This is a genomic window from Flavobacteriales bacterium, from assembly GCA_016124845.1.
Lineage (GTDB): Bacteria > Bacteroidota > Bacteroidia > UBA10329 > UBA10329 > UBA10329.
In genome coordinates, this window is record WGMW01000050.1 from 21102 (window position 1) to 37561 (window position 16460).

The following is a 16460-nucleotide window of genomic DNA, read 5'->3' on the forward strand; positions in this document are numbered from 1 at the left end:
CGTAGAATATTCAGCCAAAGTTTTTAATACCTCGCTCGAAGTATGTTGAGTTAGGTCGGTGGAAAAGATGATGTTGCTCAGAAAGTTAACACTTGCGGATTTTGATGACTGGAACTCCATGCGAACCATGGCGCTGGATGTAGCTCCAATTGCTTTCGGGGCTTCCAACGAGGACGAAATACCCAAGCGAAAGGAGTTTTTTGAGCGGAACATTGAAATGCCCGACCACTTCATTCTTGGAATGTTCATAGAGAACAGGTTGATCGGGATTGCCGGATTCTACCGCCACAATCAACTCAAGGTCAGGCACAAAGGAACCATCTGGTCGGTTTTCGTTCACCCTGATTTTCAGGGACAAGGATTGGGACGGAAACTGATGCAGGAAATTATTGCCATCATCTTCTCAATTGGTGGAATGGAGCGGATTCTCATAGGTGCTTCATCCGTCAATCCAACGGCTATAAATCTCTACAAAAGCCTTGGCTTTGAGGAATACGGCTATGAACCGCGATGTCTTATTCATGATGGCAATTATTATGATGAGGTTTTGATGGTGCTCGATCGGGCGGATTACCGCAAAGGCTGATAACTTTGCCGCCCAAATCGGAAAAAATGGCGTTCAAACCCAACCACGACCTTGTTGAAGAATTGAAATGGCGCGGCCTGCATCACGACAGCATGCCTGAAACGCAGGAACTCCTGAACAAGGAAATGGTGACGGGTTATGTGGGTTTTGATCCGACCTCTGATTCACTGCACATTGGAAACTTGGTGCCGATCATGTTGCTCAAGCATTTGCAGTTGGCGGGTCACAAACCGATCGCGTTGGTCGGTGGCGCTACGGGAATGATCGGTGATCCTTCGGGAAAATCTGCCGAACGGAATCTTCTGGATGAGGAAACACTTCGCAAGAATCAGGAAGGTGTGCGAAAGCAGCTTTTGAAATTATTGGATTTCGAGAACGGTGAGAACAAGGCCGAATTGGCCAACAACTACGATTGGTTCAAGGACATGACGTTCCTCGGTTTCATGCGTGACATTGGGAAGCACATTACCGTGAGTTATATGATGTCGAAGGACAGCGTTCAGAACCGTTTGGAAACAGGCATTTCGTTCACGGAATTCAGCTACCAGTTGGTGCAGGGCTACGACTTTGCGCATCTGCTGAAAACCAAAGGCGTGAAGCTGCAAATGGGCGGTTCCGACCAGTGGGGAAACATCGTAACGGGAACAGAATTGATCCGCAGAATGGGCTTGGGCGAGGCGAAAGCGTTGGTGGCTCCACTCATCACAAAAGCTGATGGCGGCAAATTCGGGAAGACTGAAAGCGGCAACGTTTGGCTCGATCCAGAACGAACTTCACCATACCAATTCTACCAGTTCTGGTTGAATGCTTCAGATGAAGATGCCAAAAAGTATATCCGCATTTTCTCATTACTACCTAAGGAAGAAATTGAAGCGATTGAGGCAGAACATGAGCAAGCACCGCACGCTCGTGCATTGCAAAAAGCCTTGGCAAAAGATGTGACTGTTCGTGTTCATTCTGAGGATGATTACAACGCGGCAGTTGCGGCTTCGGAAATCCTGTTCGGAAAGGGAACAGAGGAAAGTCTGCGCAAGCTTTCTGAAACCGATCTGCTTTCAGTTTTTGACGGTGTTCCGCAGTTTGAGATTTCCAAATCTGAACTGGAAACTGGAATCGGAGTTATTGATCTTTTGACTGAAAAAGCAGCGGTTTTCCCATCAAAAGGAGAAGCCAGAAAGATGATTCAGGGAAATGGTGTTTCCATTAATCAGAACAAGGTTTCGGCAGTTGAACTTTCCGTTGATTCGTCTTTCCTCATCTCAGGAAAGTATATCCTCGCACAGCGCGGTAAGAAGAATTACTTCTTGATTAAAGTGGTTTAAAGTCGGGTTCCATGAAGCAGATAATCGAAGACTGGAAGATAAATGGGGTTAAATCTCATTTGATTGTGTTTGCTTCTCTCTGTATACTAATTCCCCTTGTCCATGTCTTGGCTGTGGGAAATGCGCCAAGGAAAAGTGTTGTGTTGACTCTTTCTATTTTAGTTGGGATTCTTGAGATTCCAGTTTTACTGGCTCTTTTTATTAAGACTTTTCACGGAAGGTTACCGTTAACGGTTAACGATAAGCTACTTGTTTTAGTTGGCTTAACCATTGTACTATTGGTTTCGACCTTTTTGGTTAACTGGATAAATATTTTCGATAGAGGTTTTGAAGAGAATGAGCTATATGAGAGTATACTAACCACTTTCTATGTGTATCTAATTGTAATGGTATTCTGCTTGCCGCTTGTATTTTTTCTGAATTCAAGAACTAGCAGAGAGGATGTCTAAACCACCATCAGACTACACCCTCTTACTTCAGCATCATCCATTCTTCCGAGCACTTCGAATGAATGGTCTTGGTGGATATGCGCCAGATCTTGCGTAGCAATGAACGGACAGCTGTGCATGTTGGCCAGATCGATCACATTCAAAGCACCTTTTCCTCGTTCGCAGATGTTCAACGGGTCTGTTGCTTCACGAACGTAAACCCGCATCCAAGGCGGTGTTCTGAAAATTCCTTCGCCCAGCGAATACGCTTGGCTTAGTAATTCAGTCATGCCGTATTCGCTGGCAATGTTCTCCAACCCAAAAGCTGATTTCAGAATCTCATGAACCTCTTCTCGGGGCATTTCCCTGCGTCTGCCTTTCATCCCGCCCGTTTCCAGAATGGTGCAGTTTTTCAGTTCCTGCGGATGCTTTTCGGCAAGTTCCAGTAATGCGAAGGTTACTCCGATCAGAAGTGTTTTCACACCCTTTTTTGAGTTTTTCTTTAGCACTTTGGAAAGTGATGTGAGGCGGTCCAAATAGAATCCATTGTCAGCGTGGCCGCTCTTGCGCATCAGCTTCTGCGTCATGTAAACCAACGAGGAATTCGACCGTTCCAAATAGGAGGGAAGCAACGCCAAAATGCAATATTCATCAGGCTTGCCGAAAAACTGCTGAAAGCATTGGAAAAGGCTTTGCTCATAAAGCGCCAAACTGGCCACGAAATGATGGCTGCGCTCCATTCCCGTGGTTCCGCTGCTGAGGAAAACCGCTTCCGGGGGCGCATTGAAAATTCCCACCTGATGCCGTTTGAACATGGAAATAGGCAGGAACGGAATGTCGCCTAATTTCTGAACAGCATCTGCATTCACGCCCAAATGCCCAATAAAAGCGCGGTATGTTTCGTTCTTGGTGGCATGCAGTCGGAACAACTCCAACGCGATCTGCTCGAACAACACATCATTGTGTTCGTTCATAGAGAAAATGCGTTCAGATATGCGTGCCGTCTTCGCGTTCATGCTGCTTTTGCTGGGCGCAAAATTGCCTAATTTTGAAGGATGAGAAAGGGATTTCTGTTCGTGTTGGTTGCCATAATGCTGAGTGCATGCCTGAAACGGCAGAATTATCCTGACAGACCATATATTGAGTTTCTCGGATTTTACCCCAATATTCAAGCGCAGAGTTCGGGCGATTCGCTGGGTTTTGTAAAGTTCAGATTCACAGATGGCGATGGCGATCTGGGACTTGGTCAGGGCGATACGCTGGGTGAGTTCGCTTCAGGACAGCCGTATCATTACAATCTGTTCATTTACTACTACGAGAAACAGAATGGGACGTATGTGCGGGTGGATCCGCCAGAAACGCCATTCCATGTGCGCTTTAAACGATTGACCGCCACTGGGGGAAACGGTGCGCTGGAAGGAACCATGGACGTGGGCGTGTACGGCAGACCCGGAATTCCTTGGGACACGATCCGCTACGAAATGTTCATTGTGGACCGTGCGCTGCACATCAGCGATACGATCGTAACGCCAGATATTCTGCTTTCGCAATACAACTTCTGATAGATCAGGTGGTAACCTCGTCCTCGAGGTCGAGGTGATCGCCTCGCAGTGCCTCCGAAACATGGATCACGTTGTCTGCGATCTTTTCGTAACCGCTGATCAGATCCATGTAAATCAGTCCTGCCTGAAGGCTCACTTTTCCCTTTTCAACGCGCTTGAAATTCTTCGCTCTGAACTTGTCCCGTTTTCTGTTGATGTTCTTCTCCAGTTCGGTGGCCTTTTCAAGCACAATATTGTCAGGGTCTTGCGTAATGGTCACCATCATCAGTTTCATGGCCTCTAAGACCATGTCGCGCATTTCGCGAAGATCCACGCGATGGCTTTCCTCGAACCAGACCTTTTTCTCGATCTTCTGCTCAATGGAACGTGACATCTGATAGCAAAGGTCACCGACAGATTCCATGTGGTTGACCACCGAAAGGAACGACTGCACTCGTCTGGAACTTTGGTTCGAGAGCTCGGAACGCGAAAGCTCCATTAGAAACTCGCCCACTTTCAATTCGATAAGATCCGTGTGGTCTTCGTATTCCTTGATCTTCTTCAGCAATTTCTGCTGTTCGCGATATTCCGTTTCTTCGATCAGTTGCCCCACGCGCTGCACACCTTTCAGGTTCAGCTTCGCGAATTTGACGATCTCGTTCTCCACCTCAACCAACGAGATCTCCGGTGTTCGCACCAACCCTCGGCCAATGAATTCCAAACGGAAATCCTCATCATCTCCCTTGGAAGGCATGAGTTTGGTGACCGTTTTGGCGATGAACGGAATGAACCAGATCAACAGGAGCACATTGATGATGTTGAAGCTGGAATGGAAGATGGACAGCGCGATGGGAATATGCTCCGGATTGTAATCCGGGCTGGAAAGCGAAGGGTACATTCCCATGTATTTTCCCATGTACCAAGCAATTGCCTTGGTGAAGAATGGGAAAAGGATGAACATCCACGTAACCCCGAAAATGTTGAAAATGAAATGCGCCAACGCAGCACGCTTCGCATAAATATTTCCTACAAGCGCGGCCAAGTTGGCGGTAATGGTTGTACCGATGTTCTCACCCAATACCATCGCTGCGGCAAGTTCAAAGGGAATCCAACCTTCGTAGCACATCACCAACGTAAGCGCCATGGCTGCGCTGGATGACTGCACGATCAGCGTCAGCACCGTTCCAACCGTAATGAAAATGAATGTGGACAGGTAACCCATATCCGCATAATGCTGCAAGAAGCTGAGTATCTCCGGGTTCGATTTCAGATCCGGAACCGAATGCTTCAGAAAATCCAGCCCCATAAAAAGAAGCGCAAAACCGATGAGCACCTGAGCCCATGAGTTCAGAGATGTTCGGGATGAGAATAGCATCGGGAAACCGATGGCAATGATCGGCAAGGCCAGATCCGAAATGTCCAGTTTGAAACCGAGGATGGAGATGATCCAAGCGGTGATGGTGGTTCCGATGTTGGCACCCATGATCACACCGATGGCCTCCACCAGTGTTAGCAGCCCAGCGTTTACAAAACTCACGATCATCACCGTGGTGGCGGATGACGATTGCACCAAGGCCGTTACCAGAAATCCGGTCAGCACTCCGAACACACGGTTCGAGGTCATGGCGGCAAGGATCTCGCGCATTTTGGCACCGGCAACCTTCTGGATGCCATCGCTCATTTCCTTCATTCCGTAGATGAAGAATCCGAGGGCGCCAACAAGTTTCAGAAAATCAAATAATCCGAAGGACATGGATTGAATTTGGCCAAAAGTAGGAATTAGACCCACCGCGTTTATTACGCCAATGTTAACACTCGAATGGTCTGACCACGGTTTGGTCGAAATATCAGGTTGGGGAGAACCTTATGTTATTTTCAGCGTACACACGCACCTGAGTGCGAGGCGAACCATTGGTTCTGCCGTGCAGAAACGACAGGTTTGAGAACAGTTCTATTCCCAATAAGATTTTCATTGATGCTTCTGGCATCCATGCTTGTAGCAAGTGCATGGTCGGGGCAAATATTCGGGCAGGCCATTACGGTCAATCAGGCCACTTCAACCACAGAAATTGAAGATTATGTTCAGAACGTGCTGCTCGGTTCGTGTGTCACCGCATCGAATATCACCTATGTTGGCGCAACAGGAGCTGCAGGAACATTCGATGGTTCGGGAACCGTTCTGGGTCTCAATGCCGGGGTCGTTCTTACATCCGGTTCGTCTGCATTGGCGGTTGGACCTGATAATGCCAATAGCATTGGAATGTCTAATGGACTCGGAGGCGATCCTGACCTGACGGTTCTTGCCTCTGGAATTCCAACGTATGATGCCGCCATTCTCGAATTCGATTTTGTTCCGCAAAGCGACACGCTTCGGTTCAATTACATTTTCGGTTCGGAGGAATATCCGGAATACGTGAGTTCGGGTTACAATGATGTGTTCGGATTCTTCATCTCAGGTCCTGGAATTACAGGGCCTTTTACGGGTGGTGCAGCGAATATTGCGCTCATTCCGGGTACGTCAACGCCTGTTGCGATCGATAACGTGAATAACGGCTACAGCGGTTCCGAGCCATCTACGGGCCCATGTACCAACTGCCAGTATTATGTCGATAATTCAAGCGGTCCTGCCGTGCAGTATGATGGTTATACAACCGTTCTTACCGCGCAGGTGGTGGTAACGCCATGCCAGACCTACCATATTAAAATTGCCGTGGCCGATGCAGGCGATGGCGCATTGGATTCGGGAGTTTTTCTGGAAGAAGGAAGTTTCTCCTCAAGTGGGGAAGATGCAGTTGAGCTGGCAGCCGTTTCAGGTGTTTCGGGCATTTACGAAGGTTGCGACATCGGAACATTCGTGTTCAGGCGTTTGCCTGGTTCCAGCAACGCTGCGCCACTTACAGTAGGCTACAACGTTTCGGGAACGGCCACTCCTGGTGTGGATTACAACACATTGCCTGGCTCCATCACCATTCCTGCTGGCGAGGATTCGGTCATTCTCAATGTTCAAGGCGTTTTGGATTACACCACCGAAGGAACGGAAACCATCATCCTCGATCTTGTTGGCGGAGGTTGTACGTGTACGGCACCGCCATCGGTGAACATGAATATTCTTGACAACGATGTGCCGTTGTCGCTCACCACTTCGGGAACTACCACCATCTGTTTGGGCGAGTCGGCCAACCTTACGGCCAATCCCGCAGGGAGTATTTCGCCTTACGTCAGCAGTTGGGACAATGGCGCGCCTTCAGGCAATAATGTGGCGGTTTCGCCAACCGTTACCACTACGTATACCTATACTGTAACGGATGCGTGCAGCGGTCAGTCTCTTACAAGCAGCGAAACCGTTACGGTTGTCACACCCGATTTTACCGTGGATGACCAGCAGCAATGTTTTGATGGCAACGCCTTCAACTTCACGAATACAGGCGCAAGTGGCGGAACCGTGACGCATTACTGGGATTTCGGTGACGGGAACACGTCCACGGTGGAGAATCCTGTTTACAGCTACGCTGCGAGCGGAGATTACACGGTAACGCATTACGTGATCTACACGGCCGCTGGTTGTACTGCTTCGGCCGATGCGTTGATCAATGTCTATCCCGAACCTTCCGTTCTGGCCATTGTGGATCATAATGTCTCGTGTGTCGGAGGTTCTGACGGTGGGCTTTCGGCTTTCGTAACGGGCGGCACTTCACCGTATCAATATCAATGGTCTCCGAACGGTGAGACCACGGTTTCAATCACCAACCTCACCGCAGGGAATTACACCGTGACGGTTACGGACAACAGCGGCTGTACCGATATGGTCACGGGAACAATTATTCAAGATGACTCTGAACTCCCAACGGCCATTTGTCAGGATGTATCGGTTTACATCAACGCAAGTGGAAATGCCACGCTTTCGGCCTCGCAGGTCAATAACGGTTCGAGCGACAATTGCGGCATTGCATCATTGGTGGTTTCGTCCAACGTGTTCAGCTGCGCGGATGTTGGCGGCAATGCGGTTGTTCTGACCGTCACCGATGTAAATGGAAATGTGGCCACCTGTAACGCCACGGTTACCGTGCAGGACACGATTCCGCCAACGGCCATCTGCCAGGATCTGACGGTCACACTCGATGCTTCTGGAAATGCTTCGGTCACAACTGCTCAGATCGACAACGGATCTTCAGACAACTGCGCCATTCAAAGTATTTCGCTCAACCCGAACGCCTTTACCTGTGCCGACCTCGGAGCGAACACGGTCACGCTTACGGTTACCGATGTTGGTGGAAATACTTCCACCTGCGATGCAACGGTTACTGTTCTTGAAGACACCGACCCGATCGCGGTCTGTCAGGATGTTTCTGTGAATTTGGATGCCACGGGAAATGTGTCTGTTACGGGTGCGCAACTTGGTTCAGGTTCTACCGACAACTGCGCCATTGTGGATATTTCGGTGACGCCTTCAGATTTCACCTGTTCCGAAATTGGAGACAATCCAGTTACGGTAACCGTTACGGATGCCAATGGAAATTCGGCCACCTGCTCGGCAACGGTTTCGGTTTCGGACAACCTCGCTCCGAATGCTGTCTGTCAGAACATCACGGTGCAATTGGACGCTTCGGGCAATGCTTCCATCACAGCTGCGGATGTGGATGGCGGCTCGACCGACAATTGCGGAATTGCCAACCTCTCGGCTACGCCAACAGCATTTTCGTGTGCGGATATTGGAGCCAAAACGGTAACGCTTACCGTGACGGATGTCAACGGACTCGTTTCTACCTGCAATGCAACCGTAACGGTGGAGGATGCGCTTCCGCCAACCGCTGTCTGTCAGGATATTACCGTGGCGTTGGATGCCAATGGCATGGCTTCGATTGTCGCTTCGCAGATCGATGCTGGTTCGAGCGACAATTGCAGCGGTTCGCTCACCATTTCCATCAGCCCCAACTCCTTCGATTGTACCGTCAGCTCACCCGGTCAAGTGGAACTCACCGTAACAGATGCGGCTGGAAATTCCTCTACCTGTACAGCAATTGTAACGCTGATCGAGAACACGCCTCCGACAGCCGTCTGTCAGGATATTACCATTCAGTTGGATGCCACGGGAAACGCCAGCATTGTGGGTGCCGATGTGGATGGTGGAAGCACGGATAATTGCGGCATCGCCAGTTTGGATGTCGATCCTTCCACATTTGATTGCAGCAACATTGGAGAGAACTCAGTAACGCTTACAACGAGCGATGCCAACGGAAATTCATCCACGTGTACGGCCATTGTAACGGTGGAGGAAAACGTTGCGCCAACGGCCGTTTGCCAAGACATTACGGTGCAGTTGGATGCCAGCGGAAACGCCAGCATTGTGGCAGCCGATGTCGATGGCGGAAGTTCGGACAACTGTGCCATTGCCAGCATCTCGGCCGGTCCAACCGCGTTCAATTGTTCCAACACGGGAGTGAATACGGTAACGCTCGCGGTTGAGGATTTCAACGGGAACAGTTCAACCTGTACTGCAAATGTGACGGTGGAAGATGTAACGCCTCCAACGGCTGTTTGTCAGGATGTAACGGTGGCGTTGGATGCTTCTGGAAACGCGGTGGTCAACGAATCTCAGGTAGATAACGGCTCTTCGGATAATTGTGCCATCGTTGATATTTCGCTCACGCCAAGCACGTTCAATTGTACGAACGTGGGCACGGCACAGGCAGTACTCACAGTGACCGATGCCAGCGGGAACGCATCGACCTGCAATGCAACCATCACGATAGAGGAAAATCTGCCGCCAACGGCTGTCTGTCAGGACGTTACGGTTCAGTTGGATGCTTCGGGAAATGCAAGCATTGTGGCAGCAGATGTCGATAATGGTTCTTCAGACAACTGCGGCATCGCAGACCTTACGGTCGATCCTTCCGTGTTCGATTGCAGCAATTTGGGAGAAAATAGCGTCACGCTTACGGCCACCGATGCCAGCGGGAATACGGGTAGTTGTACTGCCGTAGTTACGGTTGAGGACAACATCGATCCAACCGCAATTTGTCAGGACATTACCGTTCAGTTGGATGCTTCGGGCAGCGCGGTCATTTCGGCTTCGGATGTGGATAATGGAAGCTCCGACAACTGTTCTGTGACCGATATTTCGGTCTCGCCAAACAGTTTCAATTGCAGCAATCTGGGAACGGCAACGGTTACATTGACCGTTTCCGATGCCAACGGAAATACATCTACCTGTACGGCAAATGTTACGGTTGAAGATAACGTGCCGCCAAGTGCCATCTGTCAGGATATTACAGTTCAGTTGGATGTGAACGGTAGTTCCACCATTGTTCCTTCGCAGATCGACAACGGCTCGGCCGATGTCTGTGGCATTGCCAATTTGAGTTTGGATGTAACGGATTTCGACTGTTCCAATGTGGGGTTGAACACGGTTCAGCTGACCGTGGAAGACAACAGCGGAAACGTTTCCACGTGCTCGGCAACCGTAACGGTGCAAGACAACACCGATCCGAACGCGGTCTGCCAGAATGCAACGGTTTACTTGGATGCGAACGTAACGATAGCGGTCGACCCATTGTCCATTGATAATGGTTCGTCCGACAATTGCGGCATTGATTCGTACGCACTTTCGCAAAGCGATTTCCTATGTTCGGATATCGGCCAGACCATCGTTACGCTCACGGTGGCCGATGCCAGCGGAAACAGGGACGATTGCATTGCCGTTCTGACCGTTCTCGACACGGTTTCTCCGATCATTTCTGGTTGTCCGACCGACATTCAGATCACACCAGACAGTTCCGATTGTACGCCTTCTGTTACATGGGCCGAACCTACGGCAAGCGACAACTGCTCGGCAACCATGACAAGTAATTTCTCATCGGGAGCTAATTTTCCTGTTGGAACAACCGCTGTGACGTACAATGCTGAAGATCCATCAGGCAATACCGCCTCGTGTTCTTTCACCGTTACCATTCAACCATCGGAAGTACTTCTGTCACTTTCTTCGCCAACATTGGCATGCGGCTACAACATCAGTTGCAATGGGTTAGAGGATGGCGAGGCCAATGCGAGTGTTTCGGGTGGTTGCACGCCTTATCAGTTTCAATGGTCCAACGGACAGACCACGCAGACAGCGGTCGGTCTGGCGGCTGGAATCTACATTCTGGTGGTGACGGATGCCAATGGTACGCAAGCAACCGACACCATTGTTCTAACCGAACCTCAACCGCTGGTCACCGATAGCATCACGAGCCCGACATTTGTTGGCGGAACCAATGTTTCGTGTGCGGGTGCCAACGATGGCTCCATCGATCTGAACATTCTTGGCGGAGCCGATTGCCAGAACTATTCCTATTTCTGGACGACTGAAAATGGATTTAGCGCTGTGGATGAAGACCTCACGGGTGTGATCGCTGATACGTATACCCTCACCGTAACAGATGTGAATGGTTGCACGCATGTCGATAGCATTACCTTGACAGAGCCAGAGCCGATGGACCTTCAGGCGTTTCCGACCACGTACAACGGTTACAATATTTCGTGTTTCGGTCTTTCGGATGGCTTCATCAACTTGGAAGTTTCTGCGGGAACCGCTCCGTATTCGTATCAATGGAGCAATGGCGAAACCACGCAGGACATCGATTCGCTGGCCGTGGGTACGTATGATGTGGCTGTGACCGATACGAATGGCTGTCAAGGGTCGCTCAGCGTGACGTTGACCGAACCGACCGACCTTGCGGTTGCAACAACCGATGTGACGCAAGTGAACTGCTTTGGCGAACAGAACGGACAGGCGGTGGTGCAAGCATCGGGCGGGGTTCCGAATTACGCTTACCTATGGTCCAACGGAGATGCAGACCCGACCTTGAATGCGGTGGGTGTTGGAACGTACCAAGTGGTGGTAACGGATGGCAACGGGTGCCAGGATTCGCTCACAGTGAACATCACCAGCCCGACCGCCATTGTAGGAACCGTGGTGCAAGTGACCGATGCTACGTGTTTCGGCTATAATGATGGCAACGCGACCGTTTCTGCCACAGGTGGCGTTACTCCATATTCATACAACTGGCCCGCAGTAGGGCAGACCAACGCGACAGCAACAGACCTTTCGGCTGCAGATTACGTGTATGAAATAGAGGATGCCAACGGCTGCGTTTTCACAGACACGCTTACGGTTTCGGAACCGGACCAGATCATTCTCGTTACTTCCAACGACACTACCATTTGCCCAGGAACAGTAGCTTCACTTTCGGTGGAGGCGAGTGGAGGTGGAGGGACCTACCTCATTACATGGGATAACGGCCAAGGTTTTGGGAACACGTACGAACCGTATGTGACCAACACGTCCAATATTCCTGTGGTGGCTGTGGATCAGAACGGTTGCGAGGCAGTTCCGAATTCGGTGATTGTCACCACGTTCAGCCCCGTAACGGCCAATTTCGAAAGCACGGTGGAGGACAATTGCGTTTCACCTGCCACGGTCGATTTCACCAATACAAGCATCAACGGCAGTTCGTTCAGTTGGACATTCGGCAATGCCGATTCTTCCACCCAGTTCATGCCATCGAGCGTCTATGCTGCTCCTGGTGTTTATTCAGTGCAGCTCGTAGCAACTTCGGATGATGGTTGTACCGATACCGTTTCGCTTCCACTTACTATTCACGAACTCCCTGTGGCCGATTTCGAGATTCCATATCCTGATGGCTGTTTCCCGATTGTTGTGGGTCTTTACAATCACAGCACCAATGCGAGTACCTACTCCTGGAATTTCGGAGATGGAGATACCAGCGATGAGGCCAATCCGTACCATTTCTTCGAGAATGCTGGAGCTTACACGGTCACGCTGGTCGCCACCAACCAGTTCGGATGTTCCGACACGCTGACGGTTGACACGGCCGTGTTCGCCTATCCGCGGCCAACGGCTTCGTTCAATGCCATTTCCACAGGAAACATCGGTGGAGACGAATTCCTCTTCAACAACACCTCTACAGGTGGAACGGAATATCTGTGGACGTTTGATGACGGTCAATCGTCCGACCTGTTTGAGCCGACCCATCAATATGATGAGTTTGGCGACTACAACGTTGTACTGAGGGTTTACAACCAGTACGGATGTTTGGACACGGCCGAGTATCACGTGCACATCGACCTCATTTCAGGTCTGTTTGTGCCGAACGCCATGGTGATCGGAGAACCTGGAGAAGCAGGGCAGTTCCTGCCGAAAGGAGCTGGTATAGGCGAATACCATGCGTGGGTGTTCGACAAGTGGGGTAACCAGCTTTGGGAATCTGTGGAACTGGTTGATGGAAGCCCTGCTGAAAGTTGGAACGGACGCTATCGCGGAGCGTTGGTTCCCGAAGGTGCTTACACGTGGAAGATCGAAGCCAAATTCAAGGATGGCGAAATATGGAAAGGCATGAAACAGCCTTTCGGGAAACCGAAGAATGTAGGTTCTGTTACCGTCATCTATTGATGGATGAACGACATGTTTTTATCGACAGACAACACAACCCGGTTAAGTTTTACACAGTATTAGTAGACCAAAAGTTCGCATTGGTCGAATCGCTCTTGCCCGTTGCATAACCTTTTCTGTAATGTGGCGTAGAACACACCTCTAAATGGAAAGTGTTTTTAAGCTTCCGAATCAGAGGGCGAATGGATAAAACCTTTACAGACCTTTTCGTCTCGCTTCGAGATAAGAGCAGATCGGTCATCTGCTTTTTTGCGGTCCTATTTCTTTTTCAGAGCCCTTCGTTTGCCCAGCTGACCGTTACGGAGGCTACCACCAATGCCGAAGGAGCCGCATTGATCGAGAACGTTTTCCTCGGTTCATGTGTCTCAGTATCTAACGTCCAATACTCAAGCAGTTACAACCCTGCGGTTGGCGAATTTTCGAATGGAAATACAACGAACATCGGTCTTGATTATGGTATAATTATGACTTCTGGCCAAGCGAATTTGGCAATCGGACCGAACGATACAAAGTGTGCAGAAAGACAGAATGGTGGCCCAAGTGACAGCGACCTTGCATCGTTGGCAGGAGCGAGTATCCGTGACCGCACCGTGCTTGAATTTGATTTCATTCCTCAGAACGATACGATATCTTTTGATTATGTGTTCGCTTCTGAAGAGTACCATGAATGGGTCAACGCTGGCTACAACGATGCATTTGGTTTCTTCATCTCAGGGCCAGGTATTGCGGGGCCTTACAGTGGCGGTGCCCAGAATATTGCTCTTATCCCAGGGACATCGACCCCAGTTACAATCGACAACGTCAATAATGGTCAGAAGGGACCGACAAGTTGCGGAAGTACGCCTGCGGCAGCAACAGGCCCATGTACCAACTGTTCCTACTTTGTGGACAATACAGGTGGGTCTACGATTCAGTACGATGGGTTTACAACCGTTCTTACTGCAACAGCGATTGTCACTCCATGTCTGACCTACCATATTAAATTGGCGGTTGGTGATGCAGGAGACCAACGATACGATTCAGGGGTTTTCCTGAAGGGTGGCAGTTTCTCCGCTGGCGGAGGCGTAACGGTTGAGTTGGAAACCACTACCATTCCACCGGGCATCTACGAAGGTTGTAATGATGCATGGTTTATTTTCAGAAGGGTTGCGGGAGCCGATAATACGAGCTCTGTCACCGCAAATTTTTTGGTTACGGGAACTGCGATACCTGGAGTTGATTATTCCGCATTGCCATCTTCTGTTACCATCCCTGCGGGTCAGGATTCGGTGGCGTTCAACATCAGTGTGTTTCTCGATTACATCACCGAAGGCCCTGAGACCATTACTGTAACGCTGGAAGATCCACCATGCGCTTGCGAGGCCCCGGGTTCTGCAACCGTTACTATTCTTGACAATGACATTCCATTGGCGGTTACAACCACAGGAACCACCACCATCTGTCTTGGCCAGTCGGCCGATCTGACGGCAAACCCAAGCGGTTCTCAGTCGCCTTACACAAGTGGATGGGACAACGGTCTGCCAGCTGGCGATAACCAAACAGTGTCACCAACCACCACCACAACTTATACATACACGGTTACCGACCAATGTGGAGGTCAGACCGTATCGAGTTCAGAGACCATCACCGTCATCAGACCTGACTTTACCGTAGATGATGCCCAACAATGTTTGGATGGCAATAGTTTTCAATTCACCAATACAGGAGCCACAGGTGGCTCCGTTACGCATTTATGGGATTTCGGTGATGGCAACTCATCAAACCAAGAAAATCCGAGTCACAGTTATGTGGCCGATGGCGATTTCACGGTAACGCATTACATCATCTTCACGGCTTCGAACTGTACGGCAGATGCTTCGGCCACGATCACGGTTTACCCAGAACCAGTGATCACCGCCACGGTCGATCAGAACGTGATCTGTTCGGGAGGAACAGACGGTCAGATCTCCACTTCTGTTTCTGGCGGAACGCCTACGTACACATATTCTTGGTCTCCTGGCGGGCAGACCACCTCTTCAATTACAGGCCAAGCGGTTGGAACTTACACGGTTACGGTTACTGATGCCAACGGTTGTACCGATTCGGACGCGCAGACCATCACGCAGGTGGATCCCGTGAATCCGACTGCCGTCTGTCAGAACATCACGGTTCAGTTGGATGGTTCGGGCAACGCCACCATCTCCGCAACAGATGTTGACAATGGTTCATCTGATAACTGTGGCATCGCCTCGATGGTGGTTTCACCGAATGCGTTCACGTGTGCCGAACTGGGCGCAAATACGGTTACGCTAACGGTAACAGACGTAAACAGCAACACAGACGATTGTACTGCTACTGTAACGGTTGAGGACAACGTGGATCCAACGGCCGTTTGTCAGAACATCACCGTTTATCTGGATGCTTCTGGAAATGCTTCGATCACCGCAGCCGATGTTGACGGAGGTTCAACCGATAACTGCTCTGTAACTGTTTCGGCTACTCCTTTGGCGTTTACGTGTGCCAATGTCGGTGCAAATTCGGTGACGCTCACAGCCACCGACCCAAGCAGCAACACCGACAATTGCACAGCCACGGTAACCGTTGCAGACACCACGGGTCCAACAGCTATTTGTCAAGATGTTACACTTTCTCTGGATGGTTCAGGAAGTCTTCTTGTACTTCCTACTGACATTGACAACGGCTCGAATGATGCGTGTGGAATCAGCGGCATGTTTGCCAATCCAGCCGCCTTTGATTGTGCGGATATAGGCACACACACCGTCACCCTCACGGTTACCGACAACAACAGCAACGTTTCAACATGTACATCAACCGTTACGGTTGTTGATGATGAAGCTCCAACGGCCGTCTGCCAGAACATCACGGTCTACTTGGGCGGAGCGGGAAGTGCCTCTATCGTGGCAAGCGATGTCGACAATGGTTCAAGCGACAACTGTTCGGTGAGCCTTTCTGCCACGCCCCTTTCGTTCGACTGCTCAAGCACAGGTACGAACACGGTCACGCTAACTGCCACCGACCCGAGCAGCAACACGGACAACTGCACGTCAACGGTTACGGTGCTTGATACGGTGAGTCCGACCGCAATCTGCCAGAACATCAGCGTTTATTTGGATGGAGCCGGAAGTGCCACCATCG

8 protein-coding genes are annotated in these 16460 nt (G+C 50.3%); 6 read left to right on the forward strand and 2 right to left on the reverse strand.

Annotated features, from left to right (window positions below):
• The first annotated feature begins 58 nt into the window (after positions 1-58).
• From GC178_16490 to GC178_16500, 3 genes are read left to right on the forward strand one after another with little or no spacing between them, the layout of a single operon-like run.
• Positions 59-586 carry a GNAT family N-acetyltransferase gene (locus GC178_16490; protein ID MBI1289166.1) on the forward strand — a complete coding sequence of 176 codons (528 nt, stop codon included), beginning with the start codon at positions 59-61 and terminating at the stop codon, positions 584-586.
• A 26-nt stretch (positions 587-612) separates the two neighbouring features.
• The gene (locus tag GC178_16495) at positions 613-1908 is read left to right on the forward strand and encodes a tyrosine--tRNA ligase (protein MBI1289167.1); all 1296 of its coding nucleotides are present in this window, start codon (positions 613-615) and stop codon (positions 1906-1908) included.
• Positions 1909-1919: 11 nt separating this feature from the next.
• Positions 1920-2357 carry a hypothetical protein gene (locus tag GC178_16500; GenBank protein MBI1289168.1) on the forward strand — a complete coding sequence of 146 codons (438 nt, stop codon included), beginning with the start codon at positions 1920-1922 and terminating at the stop codon, positions 2355-2357.
• Here GC178_16500 and GC178_16505 read toward each other — a convergent pair.
• On the reverse strand, positions 2354-3352 hold the full coding sequence (locus tag GC178_16505; protein ID MBI1289169.1) for an acyl transferase: 999 nt from the start codon (positions 3350-3352) through the stop codon (positions 2354-2356). The genes GC178_16500 and GC178_16505 overlap by 4 nt on opposite strands.
• 39 nt (positions 3353-3391) lie before the next feature.
• On the opposite strand from GC178_16505, the gene GC178_16510 reads away from it, so the two are divergent.
• Positions 3392-3898 (forward strand): hypothetical protein, encoded by a 507-nt coding sequence (locus tag GC178_16510; GenBank protein ID MBI1289170.1) that lies wholly within the window; start codon positions 3392-3394, stop codon positions 3896-3898.
• Positions 3899-3902: 4 nt separating this feature from the next.
• On the opposite strand, the gene GC178_16515 is transcribed toward GC178_16510, so the two are convergent.
• Positions 3903-5630, reverse strand: coding sequence for a Na/Pi cotransporter family protein (locus GC178_16515; GenBank protein MBI1289171.1), 1728 nt, complete (start codon positions 5628-5630; stop codon positions 3903-3905).
• A gap of 222 nt (positions 5631-5852) precedes the next feature.
• Between GC178_16515 and GC178_16520 the strand changes: the two genes are divergently transcribed.
• Together GC178_16520 and GC178_16525 are read left to right on the forward strand one after the other, a co-directional pair.
• On the forward strand, positions 5853-13325 hold the full coding sequence (locus tag GC178_16520; GenBank protein ID MBI1289172.1) for an HYR domain-containing protein: 7473 nt from the start codon (positions 5853-5855) through the stop codon (positions 13323-13325).
• Positions 13326-13507: 182 nt separating this feature from the next.
• On the forward strand, positions 13508-16460 hold a 2953-nt coding region (locus tag GC178_16525), incomplete at its 3' end, for a PKD domain-containing protein (protein ID MBI1289173.1).